The organism is Amycolatopsis orientalis DSM 40040 = KCTC 9412 (genome assembly GCF_000478275.1).
GTDB classification, from domain to species: Bacteria; Actinomycetota; Actinomycetes; order Mycobacteriales; family Pseudonocardiaceae; genus Amycolatopsis; species Amycolatopsis orientalis.
In genome coordinates, this window is sequence record NZ_ASJB01000015.1 from 265,665 (window position 1) to 289,756 (window position 24,092).

26 protein-coding genes are annotated in these 24,092 nt (G+C 69.7%); 9 read left to right on the top strand and 17 right to left on the bottom strand.

Annotated elements, in window-relative coordinates; translation table 11 throughout:
* Window position 1: 1 nt before the first annotated feature.
* Window positions 2–1,222, bottom strand: coding sequence for a glycoside hydrolase family 18 protein (locus L324_RS03645; RefSeq protein ID WP_037304076.1), 1,221 nt, complete (start codon window positions 1,220–1,222; stop codon window positions 2–4).
* Between the two features lie 164 nt (window positions 1,223–1,386).
* Between L324_RS03645 and L324_RS03650 the strand changes: the two genes are divergently transcribed.
* A complete protein-coding gene (locus L324_RS03650; protein ID WP_037304077.1) occupies window positions 1,387–1,695 on the top strand; it encodes an ArsR/SmtB family transcription factor in 309 nt (102 codons plus the stop codon).
* Here L324_RS03650 and L324_RS03655 read toward each other — a convergent pair.
* Window positions 1,689–1,901 carry a winged helix-turn-helix transcriptional regulator gene (locus tag L324_RS03655; RefSeq protein WP_037304080.1) on the bottom strand — a complete coding sequence of 71 codons (213 nt, stop codon included), beginning with the start codon at window positions 1,899–1,901 and terminating at the stop codon, window positions 1,689–1,691. The genes L324_RS03650 and L324_RS03655 overlap by 7 nt on opposite strands.
* Window positions 1,902–2,004: 103 nt before the next feature.
* Between L324_RS03655 and L324_RS03660 the strand changes: the two genes are divergently transcribed.
* Window positions 2,005–2,475: a group II truncated hemoglobin gene (locus L324_RS03660; RefSeq protein WP_037304081.1), complete on the top strand. Its 471-nt coding sequence runs from the start codon at window positions 2,005–2,007 to the stop codon at window positions 2,473–2,475.
* A 38-nt stretch (window positions 2,476–2,513) separates the two neighbouring features.
* A complete protein-coding gene (locus tag L324_RS03665; protein ID WP_037304083.1) occupies window positions 2,514–3,956 on the top strand; it encodes an aromatic amino acid ammonia-lyase in 1,443 nt (480 codons plus the stop codon).
* Window positions 3,957–4,061: 105 nt separating this feature from the next.
* Here L324_RS03665 and L324_RS03670 read toward each other — a convergent pair whose 3' ends face one another.
* Window positions 4,062–5,582, bottom strand: coding sequence for an amidohydrolase family protein (locus L324_RS03670; protein ID WP_037304085.1), 1,521 nt, complete (start codon window positions 5,580–5,582; stop codon window positions 4,062–4,064).
* A gap of 131 nt (window positions 5,583–5,713) precedes the next feature.
* A complete protein-coding gene (locus L324_RS03675) occupies window positions 5,714–6,739 on the bottom strand; it encodes a 6-phosphofructokinase (RefSeq protein WP_037304086.1) in 1,026 nt (341 codons plus the stop codon).
* 284 nt (window positions 6,740–7,023) lie between these two features.
* On the opposite strand from L324_RS03675, the gene L324_RS03680 reads away from it, so the two are divergent.
* On the top strand, window positions 7,024–8,100 hold the full coding sequence (locus tag L324_RS03680; RefSeq protein WP_037304088.1) for a 3-deoxy-7-phosphoheptulonate synthase: 1,077 nt from the start codon (window positions 7,024–7,026) through the stop codon (window positions 8,098–8,100).
* Between the two features lie 66 nt (window positions 8,101–8,166).
* On the opposite strand, the gene L324_RS03685 is transcribed toward L324_RS03680, so the two are convergent.
* Window positions 8,167–8,652, bottom strand: a complete 486-nt coding sequence (locus L324_RS03685; protein WP_037304090.1) for a polyadenylate-specific 3'-exoribonuclease AS — start codon at window positions 8,650–8,652, stop codon at window positions 8,167–8,169.
* A 20-nt stretch (window positions 8,653–8,672) separates the two neighbouring features.
* Window positions 8,673–9,434: a lysophospholipid acyltransferase family protein gene (locus L324_RS03690; RefSeq protein WP_037304091.1), complete on the bottom strand. Its 762-nt coding sequence runs from the start codon at window positions 9,432–9,434 to the stop codon at window positions 8,673–8,675.
* A gap of 214 nt (window positions 9,435–9,648) precedes the next feature.
* On the opposite strand from L324_RS03690, the gene L324_RS03695 reads away from it, so the two are divergent.
* From L324_RS03695 to L324_RS03705, 3 genes are read left to right on the top strand one after another with little or no spacing between them, the layout of a single operon-like run.
* Window positions 9,649–10,419 (top strand): alpha/beta hydrolase, encoded by a 771-nt coding sequence (locus tag L324_RS03695; RefSeq protein WP_037304092.1) that lies wholly within the window; start codon window positions 9,649–9,651, stop codon window positions 10,417–10,419.
* Complete coding sequence (locus L324_RS03700; protein ID WP_037304093.1) at window positions 10,416–10,919, top strand: hypothetical protein; 504 nt, start codon at window positions 10,416–10,418, stop codon at window positions 10,917–10,919. The genes L324_RS03695 and L324_RS03700 overlap by 4 nt, the downstream gene beginning before the upstream one ends.
* A gap of 19 nt (window positions 10,920–10,938) precedes the next feature.
* The gene (locus L324_RS03705; RefSeq protein WP_037304095.1) at window positions 10,939–12,081 is read left to right on the top strand and encodes a glutamate--cysteine ligase; all 1,143 of its coding nucleotides are present in this window, start codon (window positions 10,939–10,941) and stop codon (window positions 12,079–12,081) included.
* An 18-nt stretch (window positions 12,082–12,099) separates the two neighbouring features.
* Here the strand turns inward: L324_RS03705 and L324_RS03710 are convergent, their stop codons facing one another.
* From L324_RS03710 to L324_RS03740, 7 genes are read right to left on the bottom strand one after another with little or no spacing between them, the layout of a single operon-like run.
* Window positions 12,100–12,969 carry an NUDIX domain-containing protein gene (locus L324_RS03710; protein WP_037304096.1) on the bottom strand — a complete coding sequence of 290 codons (870 nt, stop codon included), beginning with the start codon at window positions 12,967–12,969 and terminating at the stop codon, window positions 12,100–12,102.
* 4 nt (window positions 12,970–12,973) lie between these two features.
* Window positions 12,974–13,933: an ROK family protein gene (locus tag L324_RS03715; RefSeq protein WP_037304449.1), complete on the bottom strand. Its 960-nt coding sequence runs from the start codon at window positions 13,931–13,933 to the stop codon at window positions 12,974–12,976.
* 15 nt (window positions 13,934–13,948) lie between these two features.
* Window positions 13,949–14,368 (bottom strand): hypothetical protein, encoded by a 420-nt coding sequence (locus L324_RS03720; RefSeq protein WP_037304097.1) that lies wholly within the window; start codon window positions 14,366–14,368, stop codon window positions 13,949–13,951.
* A complete protein-coding gene (locus L324_RS03725) occupies window positions 14,365–15,507 on the bottom strand; it encodes an ArsA family ATPase (RefSeq protein WP_037304099.1) in 1,143 nt (380 codons plus the stop codon). The genes L324_RS03720 and L324_RS03725 overlap by 4 nt, the downstream gene beginning before the upstream one ends.
* 14 nt (window positions 15,508–15,521) lie before the next feature.
* Window positions 15,522–15,962 (bottom strand): SRPBCC family protein, encoded by a 441-nt coding sequence (locus tag L324_RS03730; protein ID WP_037304100.1) that lies wholly within the window; start codon window positions 15,960–15,962, stop codon window positions 15,522–15,524.
* A gap of 27 nt (window positions 15,963–15,989) precedes the next feature.
* A complete protein-coding gene (locus L324_RS03735) occupies window positions 15,990–16,778 on the bottom strand; it encodes a metallophosphoesterase family protein (RefSeq protein ID WP_037304101.1) in 789 nt (262 codons plus the stop codon).
* A 38-nt stretch (window positions 16,779–16,816) separates the two neighbouring features.
* Window positions 16,817–17,227 carry a hypothetical protein gene (locus tag L324_RS03740; protein WP_037304102.1) on the bottom strand — a complete coding sequence of 137 codons (411 nt, stop codon included), beginning with the start codon at window positions 17,225–17,227 and terminating at the stop codon, window positions 16,817–16,819.
* Window positions 17,228–17,353: 126 nt separating this feature from the next.
* Between L324_RS03740 and L324_RS03745 the strand changes: the two genes are divergently transcribed.
* A complete protein-coding gene (locus tag L324_RS03745) occupies window positions 17,354–19,153 on the top strand; it encodes an AMP-dependent synthetase/ligase (protein ID WP_037304104.1) in 1,800 nt (599 codons plus the stop codon).
* Between the two features lie 313 nt (window positions 19,154–19,466).
* On the opposite strand, the gene L324_RS03750 is transcribed toward L324_RS03745, so the two are convergent.
* The 4 genes from L324_RS03750 to L324_RS03765 form a co-directional block, all read right to left on the bottom strand.
* Complete coding sequence (locus L324_RS03750) at window positions 19,467–19,829, bottom strand: hypothetical protein (RefSeq protein WP_037304106.1); 363 nt, start codon at window positions 19,827–19,829, stop codon at window positions 19,467–19,469.
* Window positions 19,830–19,948: 119 nt separating this feature from the next.
* Window positions 19,949–21,046: an FAD-dependent oxidoreductase gene (locus tag L324_RS03755; protein WP_037304107.1), complete on the bottom strand. Its 1,098-nt coding sequence runs from the start codon at window positions 21,044–21,046 to the stop codon at window positions 19,949–19,951.
* 64 nt (window positions 21,047–21,110) lie between these two features.
* A complete protein-coding gene (locus L324_RS03760; protein WP_037304109.1) occupies window positions 21,111–22,067 on the bottom strand; it encodes a ferritin-like domain-containing protein in 957 nt (318 codons plus the stop codon).
* An 87-nt stretch (window positions 22,068–22,154) separates the two neighbouring features.
* Window positions 22,155–23,399 (bottom strand): aspartate aminotransferase type Ic, encoded by a 1,245-nt coding sequence (locus tag L324_RS03765; protein WP_037304110.1) that lies wholly within the window; start codon window positions 23,397–23,399, stop codon window positions 22,155–22,157.
* A gap of 168 nt (window positions 23,400–23,567) precedes the next feature.
* On the opposite strand from L324_RS03765, the gene L324_RS03770 reads away from it, so the two are divergent.
* A complete protein-coding gene (locus L324_RS03770) occupies window positions 23,568–24,092 on the top strand; it encodes a hypothetical protein (protein WP_235783391.1) in 525 nt (174 codons plus the stop codon).

Below are 24,092 nucleotides of genomic sequence, written 5' to 3' on the forward strand. Positions count from 1 at the left end.
CTTACCTGGCGAGGGCGGTGATCAGCTCGCCGTCCGGGGTGTCCCCGGACAGTTCCCAGAAGAAGGCGCCGCCGAGACCCTGGTCCTTCGCGTAGGCGACCTTCCCGCCGATGGTCGCCGGGGTGTCGTAGCTCCACCAGTCACTGCCGCATTTGGCGTACGCGGTGCCCGCGACGGTGCCGGTGGCCGGGCAGGTGTTCTTCAGGACCTTGTAGTCCTGGATGCCCGGTTCGGTGCCCGCCGCCGGACCGGTCGCGGTGCCGCCCGGGGCCTCCTGGGTGACACCGGTCCAGCCGCGGCCGTAGAAACCGATGCCCAGCAGCAGTTTGCTCGCCGGGACGCCCTTGCCCTTGAGCTTCTGGATCGCGGCGTCGGAGTGGAAGCCGGCGGTGGGGATGCCCGCGTAGGCGGTCAGCGGTGAATGCGGGGCCGTCGGGCCCTGCGCGGCCCAGGCGCCGAAGTAGTCGTAGGTCATGACGTTGTACCAGTCGAAGTACTGCGACGCGCCGCCGTAATCCGCGGCGTCGATCTTGCCGCCGTCGGTACCGTCCGCGGTGATCGCGGCGGTGACCAGTTTGGAGCCGAACTTCGCCCGCAGCGCCTGCGCCAGGTTCTTGATCGCGGCCGCGCCGCTGGTGTCACACGAGAGACCGCAGGCGTTCGGGTACTCCCAGTCGATGTCGATACCGTCGAAGACGCCGGCCCAGCGCGGGTCGTTGAGCAGGTTGTAGCAGGAGTCCGCGAACGCGGCCGGGTTCTTCGCCGCCTCGGCGAAGCCGCCGGACCAGGTCCAGCCGCCGAAGGACCACAGCACCTTGAGGTCCGGGTACTTGGCCTTGAGCTTCTTCAGCTGGTTGAAGTTCCCGCGCAGCGCGCCCGTGTCCCACGAGTCCGCGACACCGTCCACACTGGAGGCCGCGTCGTAGAACTTGCTCGTCGCCGCTTCGGCGTCACCGAGCGCGCAACCACCGTTGGTGACGTTGCCGAACGAGTAGTTGATATGGGTCAGCTTGCTCGCCGAACCCGACGTGTCGATGTTCTTCACATGGTAGTTGCGCTGGTAGACGCCCCATTCGGCGAAGTACCCGAGCACCTTGCCGACCGAGGCGTCCCCGGCTTCCGGCGCGGCCGTCGCCTGCTGGGCCGGTGCGGCCACGGCCAGCGCGCCCAGTGCGACGACCGCCGCACCCGCGATCGCGGTGAACTTGCTCCAACGGGACATGCGTTCTCCCTTCACCGTCACCATCGGTGACGAGAGGACTGCGGCGGGACACGCACAAGTTAAGTGGACTAGACCACTCCGTCAATGGTTCAGACCAAGACTTTCGGATGGACATTTTCGAACATTCCTTGACGGAAATATGCCGCACGAGGCACATTTCCCGGATGATGCAGACTTTCGAGATCCTCGCCGAACCCCGCCGCCGCACCATCCTGGACCTCCTGCGCGACGGCGAACGGTCGGTCAACGAGCTGGTCGAGGTCCTCGAACTGAGCCAACCGGCCGTGTCGAAGCACCTGCGTGTCCTCCGCGAGGCCGGTCTGGTCACCGTCCGCGTCGCCGCGCAGCGGAGGTGCTACCGGCTCCGGCCGGAGCCGCTGGCGGAGGTCGACGCCTGGCTCGCGCCGTACCGCCGGTTCTGGGAAGGGCGGATCGACGCGCTCGAACGGCACCTGGACGAGGACAGTCAGTGAAAAGGTAACGGCTCGAACGTGATGCCGGTGTCGGCCGCGCGCTGGATCCCCCAGTCGTAGAGCGCCTGGAGTGCGGGGCGTAACCGCTCGCGCCGCAGTTCGCCGTACCGGTGCACCCCCTCCTTCAGATGCGACAGGATCACCGGTTTCCACTTGCCGCCGAGGACGTCGACGGCGAGTTCGACCGCGCAGTGATACCGCTTCATCGTCACTCCCGTTGGTACGCACCGAAAGTAAGCGGTTGTCCGGAGCGTTCCCGGATGGTTGCCTTGCCGGACCGGAAGATCATCGCCGCTGGGAGGACAGTACGTGACCGAGACGCCGACGTTGTACGAATGGGCGGGCGGGATGGACGCCCTGAGGCGACTGACCCGCCTCTTCTACGGCCACGTCCTGAAGGACCCGTTGCTGGAGCCGGTCTTCCGCGACATGGACCCCGGCCACCCCGAACACGTCGCGATCTGGCTCGCCGAGGTCTTCGGCGGACCGGAGACCTACAGCCACGACCACGGCGGGCACCGGCACATGGTCGGGCGGCATCTCGGCAAGGGCATCACCGAAGAGCAGCGCCGCCGCTGGGTGAACCTGCTCTTCGACGCCGCCGACGAGGCCGGGCTCCCTGCCGACCCGGAGTTCCGCTCCGCGTTCGCCGCCTATGTCGAATGGGGCAGCCGGCTCGCGGTGATGTTCTCGCGGCCCGGCCGCGACGTCACCGTCCCGGAGCCGATGCCGAAGTGGGACTGGGGCAACCGGCCGCCCTGGCAGCCGCCGTCGGACTGACGACGGTCATAGTGGGGCGGTCGGGAGAGGAGGCCGCCGTGATCCGCGTGGACGGCCGGACCCTGCGCTGCGCGGACGTCGTGACCGCCGCGCGCACCGAGGGGCCGCTGGGGATAGACGTTTCGATCGCCGCGCTGCGCGGCGCGGAAAGCGCGTGGAAGCTCGCCGAGGAACTGAGTACGCGCCGGATCGTCTACGGCCGCACCACCGGCGTCGGCGCCAACAAGGAGGACCCGGTCGGCGAGGGCGAGTCGCCGGATCACGGCCTGCGGTTGCTGCGCAGTCACGCCGGCGGCAGCGGTGACGTCATGTCCCCCGGCCAGACCAGGGCGATGATGCTGATCCGGCTCAACCAGCTGCTGGCCGGGCGGTCCGGGCTCAGCCCCGAGCTGATCGGGGCGCTGGCGGCCGCCGTCCGGACCGGGGCGCTGCCGCTGGTGCACCGGCTCGGCGCGATCGGCACCGGCGACCTCGCACCGCTCGCGGAGACCGCGCTCGCCCTCACCGGCGAACGACCGTGGCTGGCCGGGCACGTGCCTCCCGTCCCGGTACAGGCGGGTGACGCGCTCGCGTTCATGAGCAGCAACGCCGCGACGCTGGCCGAGGCGACCCTCGCGGCGATGCGGCTCGACACCCTGACGCGGGCGAGTCACGTCGTCGCCGCGCTGACCTACATCGCGCTCGACGGGAACCCGGAGGCGTACGCGACCCCGGTGCACGAGGCCCGGCCGCACGCCGGGCAGGTCGCGTGCGCGGCGGAGATGCGGCGGCTGCTCGGCATGGAGGGCACGCCCCGGCCGGGGCGGCGTATCCAGGACCCGTTCGGGCTCCGGGCGTTCCCGCAGGTGCAGGGCCCCGCGCTGGACGCGATCCACTACCTGCGCGACGTGCTCGCGGTGGAGATCAACGCCAGCACCGAGAACCCGATGATCTCGACGGTGCACCAGGACGCCTATCACCACGCGCATTTCCACACCGCCTACGTCTCGACCGCGCTCGACCAGGTGCGCGCGACCGTCCACCAGGTCGCCGAGTTGTCGGTCGCCCGGCTGGGCGATCTGGTGGAACCGGAGTTCACCGGGCTGCGGCCGTTCCTGGCGGCCGGGCCCTCGGGCAGTTCGGGCGTGATGATCCTGGAGTACGTCGCGCACGACGCGCTCACCGAACTGCGGCAGGCCGCGCTCCCGGCGACCTTGGGCACCGCCGTCGTCTCGCGCGGGATCGAGGACCACGCGAGCTTCTCCACCCAGGCCGCGCGGGCGGCGACCGCGGCCGGGACGGCGTACCAGCAGGTGCTGGCGTGCGAACTGGTCGCGGCCGTCCGGGCGCTGCGGATGCGGAAGGCCGACCTCGTCGCCCTGCCCGCCCGGGACGCCTACGAGGCCGCCGCGGCCGTGCTCGACCCGAGCGTCGAGGACCGGCCGCTCACCGAGGACATCGCGCGAGCCGTGTCCCTCCTGGACACCCTCGCGCTCGTCTGACCCCTCCCCCGCGCCCCCCGACTCCCGCGTTTCGTCCTCTGGATGCGTTCCTTGCACGCGCAACTACCGCATCCAGAGGACGAAATGCGAGGGGTGGGAGGGGTGTCAGCAGCAGCAGCCTCGGCGGGCGAGGGACTGGATCCGCGCGCTCGTGCCCGCGGCAGGCGGGCGGTTCGCGGCGGTCTCGACGGCGTCGAGCATCCGGCGCCGCGTCGTCCGGTCGAGGACGCGGCCCCGCGTGATCACCAGGTCGATCTTCGCGACGTTGCGGATGTCGGCGGCCGGATTCGCGTCCAGCAGCACGAGATCCGCCTCCTTCCCCGCCGCGATCGTGCCCGACGTCTGCTCCCTGCCGAGGAACCTGGCCGCGTCACCGGTGACTGTCTTCAACGCCTGCACCGGCGAAAGCCCGGCTTCGACCAGGAAGGCGAGTTCCTCGCGCAGCCCGCTGCCGGGGAAGGTGTACGGGTTGAGGCAGTCGGTGCCGCCGATGATCCCGACACCGGCGTCGTACGCGGCGCCGACCAGCCGCAGCGTCTCCTGGTAATACCGCTCCTGCAGCGCGATGTCCGAAGGCGTCTTCGGCGCGAACCTTTCGATGCCCAAGGCCCAGCTCTCGCGGATGTCGGCGGGCATGTACTTCAGCCGCGGATCCCGCTGGTGGGTCTCGGCGGGCTGCGTGACGACCCGGTTGATCGTCAGCGTCGGCGAATGCCAGGTGCCGTTGCGCCGCAGCCTGCCGAAGTAGGACCAGGCCGCGCTCGGGCTGTACGCGGAGACCGACTCGAACTCCAGTTTCCGCGCCAGGTTGAAGAAGTCGCGCGGCGCGGCCGGGTCGAACGGCGTCGCCTTCAGCCTGGCGAGGATCTCGTCGCGCCGGGACGAGCAGTGGATGGACACCCCGAAGAAGTGCTCGAAGCTGTGCTGGCCGAGATCGCTCGCCTCGAAGTGGGACACCTTGTACGGCCAGTGCCCGGAGAACCGCAGCCCCTGGGCACGGACCTCGTCCGCGACCCCGCGCAGGGCTTCGGGGCCGAGGTAGGAGTAGGTCTTGACGAACGCGGCGCCCGCCGCCTTCTCCGCGCGGACGGCCGCCCGCGCCTCGGCTTCGGCCGACACCTGGATCACCGGCGGTGCCAGCAGCGTGACCGGCCCGTCGACGATGCCGCTTCCCACCACGAGCCGGGGGCCGAGCAGCTCACCGCGTTCGATCTTGTCCCTGGTCGCGCGGTTCTCCGCGTATCCCCACATCTCGCGGCCACCCGTGACGCCGTGCGCCAGATGCAGCGGCGGGACGATCTCCTCGAGGTCCGCGCCGTGGGTGTGCATGTCCCACAGTCCCGGGATGAGGTACTTGCCGCGACCGTCGATCGTCCGCGCGCCCCCGGTTTCCGGGATCTGCCGGGCATCGCCGATCCAGGCGATCCGATCGCCGACGAGGACGACGGAGACGTCCGAGCGCGGAGCCGAACCCGTGCCGTCGATCAGCGTGACCCGCGTGATGACGACGATCTCGTCCGCGGCCGCCGCGGCCGTGCCGGGAAGGAATCCGGCGAGTGCCGCCCCGGTCCCGCTCGCGGCCAGCCATCTCAGGAACTCGCGTCTGCTGGATCCCGTTTCGGCCATGAGAACCCCGCCTTTCCACCCAGACCCCCAGGTGGCCGATTCAACTCGTCGCGAGGTCGGCGCCGCAAGGTCGGCGAAGGCCCCTTACCCGAGCTCAGCACGGAGTAAGGGGCCTTCTCATGAAACACCGCTCAGCCGAAGAAGACTTCGGCCTCTTCGTAGCGCTCGACCGGGACGGTCTTCAGTTCGGCGGTCGCCTCGGCCAGCTTGACGCGGACGATGTCCGTGCCGCGCAGCGCGACCATCACACCGAAGTCGCCGTCGGCCACGGCGTCGACCGCGTGGAGCCCGAACCGGGTGGCGAGCACGCGGTCGTAGGCCGTCGGGGTGCCGCCGCGCTGGACGTGCCCGAGCACGACCGCACGGGACTCCTTGCCGGTGCGGGCGGCGATCTCGTCGGCCAGCCAAGTGCCGATGCCGCCGAGCCGGACGTGCCCGAAGGCGTCCTTCTCCCCGGTCAGCAGCTTCTCCTCGCCGCCCTCGGGCAGCGCGCCCTCGGCGACGACGATGATCGGCGCGTACTCCTTCTCGAACCGGCGCTCGACCCACGAGACGACCTGGTCGACGTTGAAGTGCCGCTCCGGCACCAGGATCACGCTCGCGCCGCCCGCCAGACCGGAGTGCAGCGCGATCCAGCCCGCGTGCCGCCCCATGACCTCGACGACCAGGGCGCGGTGGTGCGACTCGGCCGTGGTGTGCAGCCTGTCGATGGCCTCGGTGGCGATCGAGACCGCCGTGTCGAAGCCGAAGGTGTAGTCGGTGGCGCCGAGGTCGTTGTCGATCGTCTTGGGCACCCCGACGACGCCGACGCCGTCGTCCGTGAGCCGCTTCGCGACGCCGAGGGTGTCCTCGCCGCCGATCGCGATCAGCGCGTCGACCTGCTGCTCGGCGAGGACGGCCTTGATCTTGTCGACGCCGCCGTCGACCTTGTACGGGTTGGTCCGCGACGAGCGCAGGATCGTGCCGCCGCGGGTGAGGATGTCTTCGACGTCGTTCAGGCCGAGCGGACGGCTGTCCCCGGTGAGGGGACCGTTCCAGCCGTTGCGGAACCCGACGATGTCCCAGCCGTGCACCTCGATGCCCTTGCGCACCACAGCGCGGATCACCGCGTTGAGCCCCGGGCAGTCGCCACCGCCGGTCAGCACACCGACACGCATCAGAAGCCTCCGTCTTGTGTTCCGTAGAGATGACAGTCACATGTCCCGATCCCAGCGTAGCGGCAGTTCTCTGGATCGGTGCAGGGCGGACCACCTCGGGAATCGGTCCGCGGGCGGCGATGTGCTAGCTTGGCGTCGTGCAGCGCTATTTCTGGTTTACGAAGCCGGCCCCGGGTGGGCACGGCGGCGTGAACCTGCGCTGACGAACCACCCCGAGCCGGAATCACACCGGCTCGGCGAGTTCCCGCGGGTCGGTATCCCTTTCGAAAGGAACCAGACCCGCGATGTCTCCCTCCGCCGACACCCTCATCGCCCTCGATGGCCACCGCACGGCGGCCATCAACCCGCTGCTGTCGCCCGCGATGCTGCGGCATGAGCATCCGATGACGGAAGAAATCGCCGAAACCGTCCTAGCCGGGCGGGCCTCGGCCGTCGACATCCTCGACGGCCGGGACGACCGGCTCCTCGTCGTCGTCGGGCCCTGTTCGGTGCACGACGCGGACGCCGCGCTCGACTACGCCCGCCGCCTCGCCGCGAAGGCCGAAGAACACCGCCGTGACCTGCACATCGTCATGCGCGTCTACTTCGAGAAGCCGCGTACCACCCTCGGCTGGAAGGGCCTGATCAACGACCCCGGCCTCGACGGCACCTACGAGGTCAACCACGGCCTGCGGATGGCGCGCAAACTGCTGCTCGACGTCTCCGCGCTGGGCCTGCCGGTCGGCTGCGAATTCCTCGACCCGATCACCCCGCAGTTCATCGCCGACACCGTGACCTGGGGTTCCATCGGCGCGCGGACCGCCGCGAGCCAGGTGCACCGGCAGCTGTGCAGCGCGCTGTCGATGCCGGTGGGGATCAAGAACTCGACCGAGGGCGACGTCCAGGTCGCCGTCGACGCCACCCGCGCGGCGGGCGCGAGCCACGTGTTCGCCGGTATCAACCCCGACGGTCTCGCCGCGCTGATCACCACCGCCGGCAACGAGGACTGCCACGTGATCCTGCGCGGCAGCGCGGCCGGGCCGAACTACGACTCCGCGACGGTGGCCGACACGCTGGCGCGGCTGGCGAAGGCGGGGCTGCCGGAGCGCGTGATCATCGACGCGAGCCATGGCAACAGCGCGAAGGACCACGTGCGGCAGGCTTCGGTGGTGCGGGAACTCGCCGGGCGGATCGGTGCCGGTGAGCGGGGCATCGCCGGGCTGATGCTGGAAAGCTTCCTGGTGCCGGGCCGGCAGGACCTGACGCTGGGCGACGCGGCTTCGCTCACCTACGGGCAGTCGATCACCGACGCGTGCCTCGGGTGGGAGACGACGGCCGAGCTGCTGGACACACTGGCGGAAGCCGTCGACTCACGGCGCTGACCGCTACCGCCTCGTGAGTGGTAATGACGGTTAGAACCGTCATTACCACTCACGAGAGGCGACCGGCTACCGGTGCCAGTAGGACTCGATGATCTGCCATCGCTGGTAGTTGTGCCGCGCGTCGGCGAGCGCGTCGTGCTGGTCGTCCGGGGCCGCCGGGAGCTTCGGCTTGCCCGCGTCCTCCCAGCGTTGCCGCAGGTCACGGGTGAACCGCGGCAGCTGACGCGGCAGGGCGGGCATCGGACCCCACAGCTGCGCCAGCGCGACGTGGTCGTAGGCGGCGAACCAGGCCCACAGTTCGATCCCGCCGGGCGGCTTGCCGAAGAACTCGAGCAGGTCCTCGCGGATCTTCTCGCGGCTGCGCCACGCCGGGTCGGCGGGCGACGGGAGTTTCGGGAGCACGTTGTCGCGGACCCAGGGGCCGGCCTTGCCGGGATCGAAATCGGTGGAGACCGCGTAGAACTCGCGTCCTCTTTCGTCCACGACACCGATCGACACCAGATCGATGGTCACGCCGTCCTCAATGAATTCGGTGTCGTAGAAAAAGCGCACCGGAGAACCCTAGTGGGGCCTCAGCCGACCTTGGTGTCCGGGATACGGGCGACGTCGTGGGCGGACGGCTGCGCGGGCACCTTCGGCCGGATCCCCGCCTCTTCCGCGGCGAGCAGTTCCTTCGCCTTGGCGGCGTAGATGTCGACGTACTCCTGGCCGGAAAGCTCCATGAGCGCGTACATGATCTCGTCGGTGATCGACCGCTCGATGAAGCGGTCGCCGGCGAGGCCCTCGTAGCGCGAGAAGTCGAGCGGCTTGCCGAAGCGGATCTCCAGGCGGCGCGGCCACCACATCTTCGAGCCGATGGGGTTGACCTTGTCGGTGCCGATCATGGCCACCGGGACGACGACGCCGCCGGAGTCGAGCGCGATCCGCGCGACACCGGTCTTGCCCTTGTACAGGCGGCCGTCCGGGGAGCGGGTGCCTTCGGGGTAGATGCCGAGGAGGTGACCGTCGCGGACCAGCCGGGTCGCGGTGTCGAGCGCGGCCTGCGCCGCGTTGCCGCCGGAACGGTCGATGGGGAACTGGCCGACGCCGGTGAAGAACCACTTCTTCAGCAGGCCCTTGAGCCCCTTTTCGGTGAAGTACTCCGATTTGGCCGGGAAGGTCACCTTGCGCTTGACGCGCAGCGGCATGAAGAAGGAGTCGGCCACCGCGAGATGGTTGCCCGCCAGGATCGCCCCGCCGTGCTCGGGGATGTTCTCCGCACCGACCACCTTGGTGGGCCACAGCGCCTTGAGCAGTGGCCCGATAAACACGTGTTTCATGAGCCAGTACAGCACTGCGAAAACTCCTCCTAGCAGCTCAGCCCCCGCGCCCGATGGTCAAGACTACGAACCGCGCACCCCCGGCACAACGAAGTCCACCCGGTTACCCGCACCGGGCGACGGATCTCACACCCGGTCCGGCCCGATTCCGGCGACGGCCGGGGGCCCACAAGCCGCTCCGCTCGTGCGAACATAGGAGACCTACCCAGCTCTCACGGAAGGCGATCGCATGGCCGTCCTCGCCGGCGCGGAACCGTTCGCTCACACCGGTTCGACCGAAGCAGGGTTCCTGCTGTGCCACGGATTCACCGGCACCCCCGCGAGTATGCGGCCCTGGGGCGACCATCTGGCCGAGGCCGGTTACACGGTCCGCTGCCCGCTGCTTCCCGGGCACGGCACCCGCTGGCAGGACATGAACCGGACAGGCTGGGAGGACTGGTACGGCGCGGTCCGCGAAGAGCTGCTGGCACTGTTCGCGACCTGCGACTCGGTGTTCGTCGCCGGATTGTCGATGGGCGGGACGCTGACCCTGCGGCTGGCCGAGGAGTTCGGCGACCGGATCGCCGGGATCGTGCTCGTGAACCCGTCGATCATGCGCCGCGGGCTGGACACGAAACTGCTTCCGCTGCTGGCGAACATGGTGCCGTCGGTGAAGGCGATCGCGAACGACATCGCCAAGCCGGGCGAGACCGAGCTGGCCTACCCCCGCACGCCCGTGCGGGCGGCCGCGAGCCTGGCGAGGCTGTGGGCCGTCGTGCGGCCGGAGCTGGGCAAGGTCACCCAGCCGGTGCTGCTGCTGCATTCGGCCGTCGACCACGTGGTGGAGCCGCTGAACTCGCGGATCATCCTCGACGGGATCGGCAGCACGGACGTCACCGAGGTGGTGCTGGAGAACAGCTTCCACGTGGCCACCCAAGACCACGACGCGGGCCTGATCTTCACGCGTACGGTGGACTTCGCCCGGTCCGTGCGCCGGGCGGGACAGGTGGACGCCGGATGAGCAGAGGCAAGGACGGGCCGGAGGACGTCGACGCGACGTTCGCCGAGATCGTGGCCGACCTCCGTGCGGAGGGTGTCGGCCTGTTCCCGGACGAGGATCTGGAGAAGCCCGCCGAGAAGACCAAGGAGAAGCCGGCGGAGAAGACGCCCCGGCCCGACTCTTCGGAGGCGGAGCCCGAACCGGGCTGGCGGGGCGGCGGCACCAGCTGGGACAAGACCCTCTTCGAGGACGATCCGGCCGGGCCGGGTGACGACGAGGGCCATTTCGTGCCGCCCGAGCCGCCTCCCCTGCCGCGACCGCGCAAGGGCGCGTTCGTCGTCCTGCTGTTCTTCCTGCTCGGCCTGCTGCTCCTGATCGCGCCCACCCTGATCGGCATGGGTACCCGGCTCGGCACCCCGCTCGGCATCCTCGCCCTCGCGACCGCGATCGCCCTCCTCCTCCTGCGGGTCCGCCAGGGGCCGCCGCCCGGCGCGGATCCGCACAACGGCGCGCAGGTCTGAGCTGCCGGACAATCCGATCATGAAGATCGACTTCTGTCCCTCGCGCCGGTCGACCGTCGGCGCGGAATGGGAACTCGCCCTCGTCGACCGGCGGACCGGTGAACTGTCGTCGGTCGCCGAGCAGGTGCTCGACGCCGTCCGGCCCGACGGCGCGGAGGAGCATCCCAAGATCAAGCAGGAACTGCTGCTCAACACCATCGAGGTGATCAGCGGGATCTGCGACACGATCGCCGAGGTCAAGGCCGATCTGAACGCCTCGCTCGACGTCGTGCATTCGGTGCTCGACCCGCTGGGCGTCGAGCTGTTCTCGGCCGGGTCGCATCCGTTCTCGACGTGGTACCAGCAGAAGGTCACCGACAAGGAGCGGTACGCCAAGCTCATCGACCGGACCCAGTGGTGGGGACGGCAGATGCTGATCTACGGCGTCCACGTGCACGTCGGTGTCGAGCACCGCGACAAGGCTCTGCCGATCCTGGACGCGCTGCTCAACTACGCGCCGCACCTGCAAGCGCTTTCGGCGTCGTCGCCGTACTGGGGCGCGGAGGACACCGGGTACGCGTCGAACCGCGCGCTGATGTTCCAGCAGCTGCCGACGGCCGGGCTGCCGTTCCAGTTCCGGAAGTGGACCGAGCTGGAGAGCTACGTCGACGACATGTTCACCACGGGCGTGATCGACCATTTCTCCGAGATCCGCTGGGACATCCGGCCGGCCCCGCATTTCGGGACGATCGAGATGCGGGTGTGCGACGGGCTGCCGACGCTGGAGGAGGTCGGCGCGATCGCGGCGCTGACGCAGTGTCTCGTGGAGGATTTCAACACCCGGCTCGACGACGGCGAGATCCTGCCGACGCTGCCGCCGTGGCACGTCCAGGAGAACAAGTGGCGCGCGGCGCGCTACGGCGTCGACGCGATCGTCATCCTCGACGCCGCGGGCACCGAGCGGCTCGTCACCGACGACACCCTCGACCTGCTGGACCGGCTCGAACCGGTGGCCCGGCGCCTGGACTGCGCCGACGAACTGCGGTCGGTGGAGACGATCCTGCGCTACGGGCCCAGCTACCTGCGTCAGCGCGCGGTCGCGAAGCAGCACAAGGGCAGTCTGCGCGCCGTCGTCGCTTCGCTCATCGCGGAGATGCGGGACGGCAAGATCGCGCGCCCCTGACACGTCGCGTTTAGCGGGCTAAACGCGATCGAGGTGACCCAGCAGGGTGCCGGGGCCCAGGGTGGAAGCGCCCAGGGCCTCGACGCGGGAGCGCAGTTCGCGATCGGCGGTCACCACGATCACGTGGTCGTCCGGGCCTTCGGCGCGGGCGGAGCGGGCGACGGCGACGATCCGGGAGTCCCCGTCGGCCTCGGCGTGGACGACCTCGACACCGGGCACGGCCGCGACTCCCCGTGCCTTGCCCTCGACGACCAGCACGATCCTCGGCCACCACGCCCAGTCCCCGCCGCCGGGCAGCGCCGGATCGGCGAACCCGGTCGCGGCCAGCGTCGCGAGCTTGTCCCGCAGCCGTTCCGCCGCGCCGCGCCGGTCGCGCCACCAGCCGTCCGGCCGCGATCCGACGACGTTCGCGCCGTCGACCACCAGTACCAAACCGCGATCCAAGTGTTCCCTCAATCCCGGCCAGGCCACCGCGAAGTCGCGGTGCAGCCGGAAGTCCGCGACCTCTCCCGCGTGGACCCACCGCAGTTCCGCGCTCTCCGCGCTCTTCACCCTGGTCGAAAACCTGCCGATCGGCGCGGCGAGGATCGTGGTGTAACGCCAGTTCCCGTGGTCGACGAGCGACGCCGCGAGCGGGCGGACCCGGGCGGGCGGGATGTCGGCCTCTTCGTGCGCCTCGCGGGTGGCCGCCTCCCGCGGGCTCTCCCCCGCCTCGACCGCGCCGCCGGGCAGTGCCCACGTCCGACCGTGATGGACCCACCAGGCCCGCCGCTGCAGGAGGACGCCGCGCGCGGGATCGGACAGCAGCAGTCCGGCGGCACCGTTCACGCCCCAGTGAAGATGCCCGAAATCGCATTTCACGAAGCCGTTGCCGTCCTGCCTGGTCACGGCCTCAGCCTGTCACACCGACCTCGGCGACGGGAGCCTTCGCCGCGTCGGCGGCCAGCGCCGCCGCGCCGACGATCGTGCTGTCGTCCCCGTGATGCGCGGTGCGGATCCGGGCCAGCGGCCGGTGCCCGGCCCCGGTGATCTTGCCCGCGTACCGTTCCCGCGCCTCGTCGAGGAACAGCGGCGCCGACTCGGACACCCCGCCGCCGATCACGATGATCTCCGGGTCGAAGACGTCGGCGACCAGCGCCAGTCCCTCGGCGAGCCACTTTCCCAGCTCGGTCATCGCGCGCTGGGCGATCGGGTCGCCGTCACGGGCGGCACCGGCGACCCGGCGGCCGGTGACCGAACCGGGGTCTCCCCTGGTCTCGCGCGCCAGCACGGTCGACCGGCCGGGATGCCGCGCGAGCAGCTCCACCGCCGTCGCGGCCAGCGCCGTCCCGCTGCAATACCGCTCCCAGCAGCCGTACTTCCCGCACGGGCAGGCCCGCCCGCCGGGGACGACCGTCAGATGCCCGAGTTCCGGGGCGACGCCGTACGCGCCCCGGTAGATCTTGCCGTCGAGCAGCAGGCCCGCGCCGATCCCGGTGCCGAGCGCGATCAGCGCGCCCACATGGGCGCCGCGGGCGGCACCGAAGCGGTACTCGCCGATCGCGGCCGCGTTCACGTCGTGCTCCAGTGTCACCGGGAGGCCGACGCGCTTCTCGATCCGTTCCGCGACCGGCGCCGCCCGCCACGCCAGATGCGGCGCGAACATCACCGTCCGCCGGTCCTTCGCGACGAACCCGGCGACCGCGAGCCCGACGCCGGAGACGTCGTGCCGGTTGCGGAGGTCCTCGACGACCCCGGCGATGGCGTCTTCGAGCGCGTCCTCCTCACCGGGGGTGCCGACCCTGGCGGTGTCCATCAGCGAGCCGTGCTCGTCCACCACGCCGGCGCGCACACTCGTGCCCCCGACGTCCACCCCTACCGTCAGCACTCAGTTCTCCCGATCCGGCTGCCAAGCGTCGCGTTTGGTCACCGCGATGTGCTGGACCCGCGAAGCTCCCACCGGCGCATCTTCCCGCGCGGGCTCCTTCCGCGCAGGGTGGAAACCGGGCATGTGCACCCCGCCCTCGGGCTCCCAGCGGTCCGCCAGCACCGCCCGCAGCAGCGCGACGAGCTGCGCGGCCTGCTCCATCAGCCTGGCCACGAACTCGGGCCGCTCACCGCGGAAGACCTCGACGATCGCGCAGAGCGGGCACCACCCGTCCGGCTCGTGTTCGGTGCAGCCGTGCCCGGCGGAGACGAGGCCCTCCAGCCACGGCGCGGCGTGCTCGACGACCAGTTCGACCAGCAGGCGGATCTCTTCGGTCAGGCTGAGCCGCTCTGTTCCGGTGTCCTCGCTGTACTCGCTCACCCGGGTCCCCGGTTCCCGGCCAGGTTCACGACCAGGCCGTGCGCGTCGGATTCCGCACCGGTGATCCGGCACGGGCGCAACATCTCCGGCAGCGCGATCAGCCGCCGGAAACCGTCCACGGTGACGGCGAGATCATCGTCCACTCTGGCCAGGTCCACTTCGGAGTCACGGTGCAGCGGCACGGCGACGCGCAACCGGTAACCACCGTCCGATTCGGACATCTGCAGCAGCGGTGTGACACCTTTTCCGTTGCCTATCAAGGGATCCAGGCCCCGGTAAAGCTCGTACGCGATTTCCTTCAGGGCTTCCAGGCCGACCGGTTCGACGGCGCGATGTTCGACCGGCTTCACCTCTTCCGGCCCGAATCCGGCGTCCGCGAGTTCGGCGAGGACGGCGTTCTGCTGCGTACGGCGGGTGCGCATCCACGAAGCCGCGGCGCCGCGCCAGAACCCGGGCGCGGGCATCAGCCGGTTGACGATCAGGCCGTCTACTCCGATCCCGCGCAGGGCCAGGGAACTGAGGGTGCGGCGGGCCTCGGCGACGACGACGCGTTCCGGCGTCAGCACGAGCCGCACCGTGGTGACGGCCGGATCGGTGAGCAGGGTCCGCAGCGACTCGAGATGCGCGCCGAGCCGCCGCACCGCGGCCGCCGTCCGCCGCGCGCCAGGTTTGAACATCTTCGTCAGGTACCCGGAAACCGCTTCCGGTAAAGCCAGGAGCCGCAGGGTCTCCGCGGTCGGGCCGCAGTCGACCACGACGGTCTCCCACGGGCCGTGTTCGGCGAGGCGCTGGACCTCGGTGAGGGCGAGCAGTTCGTCGACGCCGGGCACCACGGTCAGCTCTTCGGCGTCGAGTGAGTCGAGTCCGGCGCCCGCCAGCGCGAACTGCAGTTCCTGCCGGAGTTCACGCCAGGTGCTGTCGACGAGGCCGCGGGAATCGATCTGGGCGGCGTGCAGGAGGGTGTCCACTTCGGACGGTTCGGCGCCGAGCGGGCGGCCGAAGGCGTCGCCGAGGGAATGCGCGGGATCGGTCGAGACCACGAGCGTCTTCCTGCCCCGGCCCGCCAGTGCGGCCGCCGTCGCCGCGGCCAGCGTGGTCTTGCCGACACCCCCCTTGCCGGTGAACAGCAGGATCCGCATGCCTACCCTTCGACTCAGGACGCTTCGGCGCGCTTCTTGAGCTCCTTGAGCGCGGTGTCCATGACCATCTTCTCGGCCTTGCGGCGCAGCAGCCCGATCATCGGCAGCGCCAGCTCGACGGACAGCGTATACGTCACCTTGGTGCGGCCACCGCCCAGCGCTTCGAGGGCGTAGCGGCCGTTCTGGGCCTTCTGCATCTGCCCCTTGACCAGGTGCCAGCTGACCCCCTGGCCGTCGGCGTCCCAGTCGTACTCAAGGGTGTAGACGTCCTTGATCGGCCCGGCGTCGAGAGTGAGTTTCACCTGCTTGGCGCGGCCTTCGCCGTCCTCGCCGAGCACCTCGGTCTCCCGGACGGCCTTGGCCCATTCCGGATACGCGGGAAAGTCGGCGATGACGGCCATGACCCGCTCGGGCTCGGCGTCGACCTCGATGGATTGCGTGGACTGCTCGGCCATGACCCAAACTCTAGCCGGGACCGGCGGTCACCAGCGCAGCACGTACGGCTGTGCCGTCTCTTTGAAGTGACCGACGTTACGGCATTCGGTCCTGCCGAGCCTCGTCCGCGCGGTCAGCGGCTGGTGGACGTGCCCGAACACCGACCACCGCGGCTGCTGCTCGCGGACGAGGTCCACCAGCGCCGCCGACCCGATCTCGGACCGCCGCGCGACCACGTCGTAGGTCAGCTCCGGCACCGCGGGCGGGATGTGCGTGCACAGGACGTCGACGTTCTCCAGCCCGCCGACAGCGACGTCGTACTCCTCGCGGGTGCGCAGGTACGGCCGCCAGAAGCCGTTGCGGCGCGGCACCACGTTCGGCGGGAGCAGCGCGCCGCCGACGAACCCGAACCGCAGGCCGCCGAACTCGGCGACCTCGCCGTCGAGGACCTGGATGCCGTCCCCGGCGAACTCGGGCCACAGCGACGGGTCGTCGACGTTGCCGGGGGTCGCGTAGGTCGGCGCGGTGAGCGCGCCGAACAGGGTGGCGTACTGGTCGAGGATCGCCTCGCCGACCGCGGCGGCGGGATCGGCCAAAGTGGCCCACAACGATCGCGAGAAGGCAACGGTCTCATCACGAGTGCCCTCACGCCGCAGCCGCGCGAACTCGCCGACCTTCTCGGCGCCGAACAGCGCGCCCATGATGCCCTTGTCGTGCTCGCGGTAGTCGACGAAGTCCAGCAGGTCGCCCAGCACGATCAGCGCGTCGGCGCCGTCACCGGCGCGTTTGAGCGCGTCGGCGTTGCCGTGCACGTCCGACACCACGTGAACCCGCATCCCGCTCCCCCTGTACTTCCCGCGCCGTGCTTCCCTGCTCAGCCGGCCAACGGGCCGACCCCGGGCTCGCGCCCGTCTTCCAGGACCTCCTTGAGCCCGAGCGCGATCGCCTTGGCGGCACGGGCCCGGCGGTCGAACTCGCGGCGCAGCTCCCGCGGTGCCAGGCCGAGCGGCTCCCCGTCGGGGCCGGCGGGGGTGGCGCGCAGGAAGTAGTGCAGCAAGGTGCCGTCGAGTACCGGCTCGAGCCAGACCTCCATGGTACCGATCAAGGCACCGCGCACGGTCCAGCGCAATCCCTCGTCGCCGCGGTCGGTGTAGACCTCGAGAACGAGGTCCGGCCAATAACGTGACCAAGATCGCGGATCGGCGAAAGCGGCGGCCACGGTGGAGGGCGGGACCACGAGGAAGGTCTCGTCGACGATGTCGAGAGCTGGCGGCGCCTGGTTCACAAGCGGCAGAATGTCATGCCCTCGGTATGGCCGATCCGCCAGCATGGTCTTAAGGTGCACGGCACGCTAAGTTGACTGGCGGGTAACACCGGTCACACCACTTGCACGCGAACACGGAGGTTCCTCGTGCGCGAATACAGCGCCCCCGCCGCCAATCCGGTGACCGACGACGAGAACCTCGCGGACGTCGTCTGGGCGAACGCCGAGCGGTTCTCCGATGTCGTGAGTTTCCGCCGCCAGGTCGACGGTACCTGGTTGGACGTCACCGCGAAGGACTTCGCCGCCCAGGTTCTCGCCGTGGCCAAGGGAATGGCACAGGCGGGCATCGCACCGGGCGACCGGATCGGGCTCATGTCGAAGACCCGGTACGAATGGACCCTGATCGATTTCGCGATCTGGGCCGCCGGCGCGGTCACCGTCCCGATCTACGACACCTCCTCGGCCGAGCAGGTCCACTGGATCCTCTCGGACTCGGCGGCGAAGGCCGTGTTCGTCGAGACCGACGAGCACCTCGCGACGCTGGAGTCGGTCAAGGGACGCCTCGACACGCTGGAGCACACCTGGCAGATCGAGTCCGCCGAGGCTCCCGCCGTCGACCACCTGACCGCCGAGGGCGCCGGGCTGAGCGACGACGACCTGCACGAGCGGCGCCGTACGGTGAAGGCGGGTGACCTCGCCACGATCGTGTACACGTCGGGCACGACCGGCCGCCCCAAGGGCGTCGAGCTGACGCACCGGAACCTCCTGGCCGAGATCCGCGCCGACATCGCCGCGTTCCCGCAGCTGATGGAGCAGGGCAATTCGCTGCTGGTGTTCCTGCCGCTGGCCCACGTCCTCGCCCGCGCCATCGCGGTCACCGCGCTCAGCGCGCGGGTGACCCTCGGGCACACCTCGGACGTCAAGAACCTCGTCGCCGACCTCGGCACTTTCCGGCCGACGTTCGTCGTCGCCGTGCCGCGCGTGTTCGAGAAGGTCTACAACAGCGCGAAGCAGAAGGCCCACGGCGACGGCAAGGGCAAGATCTTCGACGCCGCCGAGGCCACCGCCGTCGCCTACAGCCAGGCACAGGACACCGGCGGCGCCGGGCTGGGCCTGAAGGTCAAGCACGCGCTGTTCGACAAGCTCGTCTTCAGCAAGCTGCGCGCGGCCCTCGGCGGCCGGTGCGTCGCGGCGGTGTCCGGCGGTGCCCCGCTCGGCGTGCGGCTGGCGCATTTCTTCCGCGGCATCGGGGTCCCGGTGTTCGAGGGCTACGGCCTGACCGAGACGTCCGCGGCGGCGTGTGTCGGTACGCAGACGGGCTTCCGGGTCGGCACCGTCGGCAAGCCGGTCGCCGGCACCTCGGTGCGGATCGCCGACGACGGCGAGATCCTGCTCAAGGGTGACGTCGTGTTCGGCGGCTACTTCAACAACCCGCAGGCGACCGCCGAAGCGCTGGAGGACGGCTGGTTCCACACCGGCGACCTCGGCGAACTGGACGACGAAGGGTTCTTGAAGATCACCGGGCGCAAGAAGGAGATCATCGTGACCGCGGGCGGCAAGAACGTCGCCCCGTCCGGGCTCGAAGACACCATCAAGGCCAGCCCGCTGGTCAGCCAGGCGATGGTGGTCGGCGACCAGCGGCCGTTCATCGGCGCGCTGATCACCATCGACGAGGAGTACTTCCCGTCGTGGAAGTCGCAGCACGGCAAGCCTTCCGACGCCTCCGTCTCCGATCTGGCCGATGACGCCGAACTGCGCGCCGAGATCCAGCAGGCCGTCGATCAGGCCAACAGCGCGGTGTCGCAGGCCGAGGCGATCAAGAAGTTCACGATCCTCACGAAGGACTTCACCGAGGCGGGCGGCGAGATCACGCCGAGCCTGAAGCTGAAGCGCAACATCGTGAACAAGAACTACGCGAACGACATCGAAGCTCTCTACAAGAAGTAGCTCGCCGGGAGGTGAAGGGCGCTTTCCCCGCATGCCATGCGGTGAAGGGCGCTTTCCCCGCATGGCATGCGGGGAAAGCGTCCTTCACCACCTTCAGGGTCAGGGCTCCGGCAAGGTCGGGCTCTTGTTGGTCGTGAGTGTTGAGTGTCGTTAGAACGACACTTGCCACTCACGACCAACAGCTCTGCGACCTTGCCGGGACCCTGACCTCGAGCGCGGGGAACGAGTCCCTCATGGAGGCACCACCACTTCACGCGCTTGCAGAAGCGTCGCGTTTAGTCGGCTGAACGCGAACCAAACGTGACGCCTCCCGTCACCAGTTCTGGTAGGTGCCGGTCTCCGGTCCGTTCGCGTTCGCGTCCTTCACGAGACCCCGGAATCCGGCGCCCCCCTTGTTGCAGAGCGACTGCGTGTTGACCGAAACGCCGGTGGCGTTGGCGCGCTGCACGTCGTCGTCGATGAGCATGCCGCCGCTGACCACCTGCAGGATCACCTCGTCACCGTTGCGCATGCTCTTGCCCTGCGCGTGGATGCAGCCGTTGTCGTTGTTGCGCCACAGGTACACCTGCCGGCCGAACGAGCTCGCGTAGCCCACCTGCGTGTAAGACGCAGCCTGCGCGGCAGGTGCGCTCACCACGGCCATCCCCGCCACCGCGAACGTGGCGAGCAGGACCACGGATCTTGTACATCAATCAACCCCCAGGCAGATTTCTTCGTTGACGACGCGGAAAGTGACGCGGAAAGTACTGAAGATCATCAAGCGTCACCCGGGAAATCCGCCACTTGTGACAGGTGTCATGCGGTGATCGTCTCGTCCCACTCGATGTGGTGCCGGTACAGCCAGTTCCGCCCCTCGTCGGACACGGTCCCCGACGAGAGCGCGGCGCTGCTCGCCACCAGCTTCTCCACCCGCGCCCGCCGCAACCGCTCGTAGGCCGCGAAAGCCGTTGGCGCGTCGGGAAGATCGCGCAGGCACTGGGCCAGCACGACACTGTCCTCCAGCGCCATCGACGCCCCCTGCCCCGCCGCCGGGGAGGCGGCGTGCGCCGCGTCTCCGACGAGCACCATCGACGCGGTGGACCACACCGGTGTCGAGGGGACGTCGTAGGAGTGGCCACCGAAGACGTCGTCCCCCGTCGATCGGATGATTTCCGCGGCAGGCAACGGTTCCCCGTCGAAGGCGGCGAGAGCCACCGAGCGCCATTCGGCCGCCGACAGTCCTACTCGGACTCCTTCGGCCGTGGGGAGCCGCGCGAACCAGTACGTCGAGCCGTCGGGAACGCTCGTGTAGCCGAAGAAGGCGTGCAGGCTCTGGACCATCCGGTAGATGGACGGCGCCTGCGGAACGCTCGTGTCGGTCGTGTAGCCGTAGACGACGTCGAGGCCCGTCGAGCGCGGCGGCGGGCAATCCGGGTCGATGATGGTCCGCACCACCGACCGCAGGCCGTCGGCGCCGATCAGGATGTCGCCCTCGGCGGTGGACCCGTCCTCGAACCGGGCGACACCCGGGGAGGCGGAAACCAGCCGCTTCCCGCGCTCGATGGCGATCCCGCGTGAGATCGCCTCCTCCTGCAGCGTGCGATAGAGCGACGCCCGTGTCATCGTGCGTGGCCCGGGGAGGCCGTCGAGGTCGTAGGAACGCCTGTCGACGGTGCGCCCGTCCGGCGTCACGAGTTCCAGCCCCACCGCGCCGAAGGAGTTGCCGATCACCGGTCCGTCGGCGCCGATCGCCCGCAGCGCGTCCATGCCGTTGTGCATGATCGTGAGGAACGCGCCCGCGTCCTCACCGCCGGACGCGTACGCCTCGTGGACGCTCGCCTCGATCCCCGCGCGCCGCAACGCCATCGCCGTCACCGTGCCCGCGATACCACCGCCGATGATCACTGCCTTCACCGCGAACCCCCTGTCGTGCCGCCGTCCTGAAAAGGTACCCGGAACGGCGGCACGACAGCGGGGTTCACGCGCCGCCGCTGGCGACGATGTCGCCGTTGACCCCCTTGGGGAAGAACCCGCCCTCCTGCACCGGGCCCGGGTTCAGGTACACGATGTTGAGCACCCGGTCGGCGCCGCGGCCGAAGCAGATGCCGTTGTTGTCGGCAGGCACGATGTTGGCCTGGTTGCCGAGCAGGATGCCCTGGTCGTCGTCGCCCGGACCGTCGAGGGCGTCCCGCGCGTTGGAGATCTTGGCCGCCGCGTCGCCGAGGTCGCGGTCGAACAGCGACGTCCTGATGGTGGCGGCGTGATACGCCTCGGCGGCCAGGATCCCGGCGGCCGCGTCCAGGAAGGTCTTGTTGGTGATCAGCGGGGCGGCGCCCTTGTAGGCGCTCACGCCGACGTCCTCGAACAGGAAGGCCGCGAGCAGGAAGTTCTTCTCGTTGGCGAACGGGTCGAACTGCTGGTATTCGCTGATCAGCCCGGCCGCCCTGGCCGCGGCGGTGAAGCTGTCCTTGAGGTCGATCTCCGGCCGGGAGACCGCGGCCTCGCCCAGGGCCCCGCGCAGGAATTTGACGTGGGCGACCTCGTCACCCGCGATCTCCTTCGCGAACTGGTGCAGGGCCTTGTCGTGGAACATCACCTTCTTGCCGCCGCGCACCCCGCCCTGGGTGCCGGCCCCGCCGGTGAGGTCGTCCGGCAGTCCGTGCCCGTAGACGGCGAAGGAGTAGAACTCGGCTTCGAGGTACTCCAGGTTGAGCGCGAAGTTGAGCACGGCCGCGTCACTGGGGGCACCCGCCGCGGCGGCTTCGGCGGCCGCGTCGCCCGTGGCCGAAGCGGTCGAGGTGGCCTGGACCCCGAGGTAGGTCGCGCCGACGACACCGAGCCCCGCCGCGCCGGCGGCCTTCAAGAACCGGCGGCGATCCGTGCGGTTCTCGGCACTGCGCGAAATCAGGGTACGAACGAAGGGCTTTCCGAACACGAGTGGTTCCTCTCGTCTTTGCGGTGCACACCCACCCACTCGGACGTTCGGAACCACCCGTGACCCGGATTGGAAAAGATCTCGAATTTATTTCTTCGTCGCCGCGGCAAGGCGAACGCAGACGGCGAGGCCGCGGATCGCCTCTTCGACTTCGGCCAGCTCAGGGTACGTCGGCGCGATGCGGATGACGGCGTCGTCGGGGTCGTCGCCGTACGGGTGGGTCGCGCCGGCCGGGGTCAGGGCGATGCCCGCCTCCTTGGCCAGCCGCACGACCTCCTTGGCGGTCCCGGCGGGCACGGTCAGTGAGATGAAGTACCCGCCGGTCGGCTTCGTCCAGGACGCGAGGCCGCTCTCGCCGAGTTCCTTGGTGAGGATCTCGTCGACGGCCGCGAACTTCGGCCCGATGAGCTCGGCGTGCTTGCGCATGTGCGCGCGGACGCCGTCCTCGTCACGCAGGAACAGCGCGTGCCGGAGCTGGTTGACCTTGTCCGGGCCGATGGTCCGCTTGCCGATGAGGCCGATCCACCAGGCCAGGTTGGCCTCGGAGGCGCCGAAGAAGCCGACGCCGCCACCGGCGTAGGTCACCTTCGAGGTGGAGCCGAAGACGAACGCGCGGTCGGCGTTGCCGTGCTCGGCGCACAGCGCGAGCAGGTCGGCCAGCGGCGCCTCGGTCTCGGTGAGGTGGTGCACGGCGTAGGCGTTGTCCCAGAAGATCCGGAAGTCCGGGGCGGCCGTGGTCATCGCCGCCAGTCGGCGCACGGTGTCGTCGCTGTAGGTGACCCCGGTCGGGTTGCTGTACTTCGGCACGCACCAGATGCCCTTGACCGTGGCGTCCTCGGCGACGAGCCGCTCGACGACGTCCATGTCCGGGCCGGTCTCGGTGAGCGGCACCTGGACCAGCTCGATGCCGAAGCGCTCGGCCAGCGCGAAGTGGCGGTCGTAGCCCGGGACGGGGCACAGGAACTTGATGCGCGGCTCGTCGGCCCAGCGGCGTTCGGCGCCCGGGAGCTTGCTGAGGAAGGCCTGCACGATGGAGTCGTGCATGAGCTCCAGGCTGGAGTTGCCCGCGGCCAGCAGCTGCTCGGCCGGGACCTGCAGCGGTCCGGCGAAGATCCGGCGGAGCTCGGGCAGGCCCTTCAGGCCACCGTAGTTGCGGACGTCCGTGCCGTCCTCGGCCTTGCGCACGTCTCCGGGCAGCGCGAGCAGCCCGTCGGCGAGGTCCAGCTGGCGAGGGGACGGCTTGCCGCGGGTGATGTCCAGGGAGAGGCCACGGTCGACGAGGGCCGCGTAGTCGCGGCGGGCGCTCTCGACATCGACAGGTGCAGTGGTCATGCCTAACGCTAAACCCGGCGGGGATCCGGCGTGAGACGAGGGTCGCCCTACGCCCGGCGCACAAGATCCGATAACGGTTACGCCGCGTTTTTCACCATTCGTAACGAGGCCAAATCCCCTAGTGAGCCCAGCTCCATTTCCCGCATTCTCGGTAATACGGAGAAATAGGTGAGCGACGAGGGGCGAACAATGGGAGCGAAGAACTGGGCGGCAGTGACCTTGATGGCGGCGGGCGCGCTGGCCGCGTGCGCGGTACCCACTCAGGGAACGGCGACCCCGGCCGTCACGGTGGCCGCTCCCCCGAACACCATCGTGATCCAGCCACCCGTGGTCGCGGCGCCGCCGCAGACGGTTTATGTCGCACCACAGACGACTCAGACGGTCTATCCCGCGCCGGCCGTTCCGGTGGCGCAGACGGTGATCGCCTACTACGACGCGCTCAACCGGCGCGATTTCCCGACCGCGTGGAATCTCGGTGGGCGACGGCTGGCGAAAGGCGGCAGTTACGCCTCCTATGTCAAGGGATTCGCGACGACTTCGTGGGCCGCGCTCACCGTCACGAATGTGCGCGGCAGCACGGTGTACGTCGACCTCTCGGCCCGTCAGACCGATGGTTCGATGCGAAGCTTCTCCGGTTCCTACACCGTTTCCGACGGCATGATCACCGGGGCGAACATGAAGCGCCTCTCGTGA

Excerpts from the sequence above, each read along its gene's own strand:
- L324_RS03680 (WP_037304088.1), top strand. The coding sequence starts at position 7,024 with ATGTCTCCCTCCGCCGACACCCTCATCGCCCTCGATGGCCACCGCACG.
- L324_RS03670 (WP_037304085.1), bottom strand. The coding sequence starts at position 5,582 with ATGGCCGAAACGGGATCCAGCAGACGCGAGTTCCTGAGATGGCTGGCC.
- L324_RS03735 (WP_037304101.1), bottom strand. The coding sequence starts at position 16,778 with ATGCGGGTTCACGTGGTGTCGGACGTGCACGGCAACGCCGACGCGCTC.
- L324_RS03675 (WP_037304086.1), bottom strand. The coding sequence starts at position 6,739 with ATGCGTGTCGGTGTGCTGACCGGCGGTGGCGACTGCCCGGGGCTCAAC.
- L324_RS03655 (WP_037304080.1), bottom strand. The coding sequence starts at position 1,901 with ATGAAGCGGTATCACTGCGCGGTCGAACTCGCCGTCGACGTCCTCGGC.
- L324_RS03650 (WP_037304077.1), top strand. The coding sequence starts at position 1,387 with ATGATGCAGACTTTCGAGATCCTCGCCGAACCCCGCCGCCGCACCATC.
- L324_RS03730 (WP_037304100.1), bottom strand. The coding sequence starts at position 15,962 with ATGGCCGAGCAGTCCACGCAATCCATCGAGGTCGACGCCGAGCCCGAG.
- L324_RS03765 (WP_037304110.1), bottom strand. The coding sequence starts at position 23,399 with ATGACCACTGCACCTGTCGATGTCGAGAGCGCCCGCCGCGACTACGCG.
- L324_RS03695 (WP_037304092.1), top strand. The coding sequence starts at position 9,649 with ATGGCCGTCCTCGCCGGCGCGGAACCGTTCGCTCACACCGGTTCGACC.
- L324_RS03725 (WP_037304099.1), bottom strand. The coding sequence starts at position 15,507 with ATGCGGATCCTGCTGTTCACCGGCAAGGGGGGTGTCGGCAAGACCACG.
- L324_RS03645 (WP_037304076.1), bottom strand. The coding sequence starts at position 1,222 with ATGTCCCGTTGGAGCAAGTTCACCGCGATCGCGGGTGCGGCGGTCGTC.
- L324_RS03700 (WP_037304093.1), top strand. The coding sequence starts at position 10,416 with ATGAGCAGAGGCAAGGACGGGCCGGAGGACGTCGACGCGACGTTCGCC.
- L324_RS03705 (WP_037304095.1), top strand. The coding sequence starts at position 10,939 with ATGAAGATCGACTTCTGTCCCTCGCGCCGGTCGACCGTCGGCGCGGAA.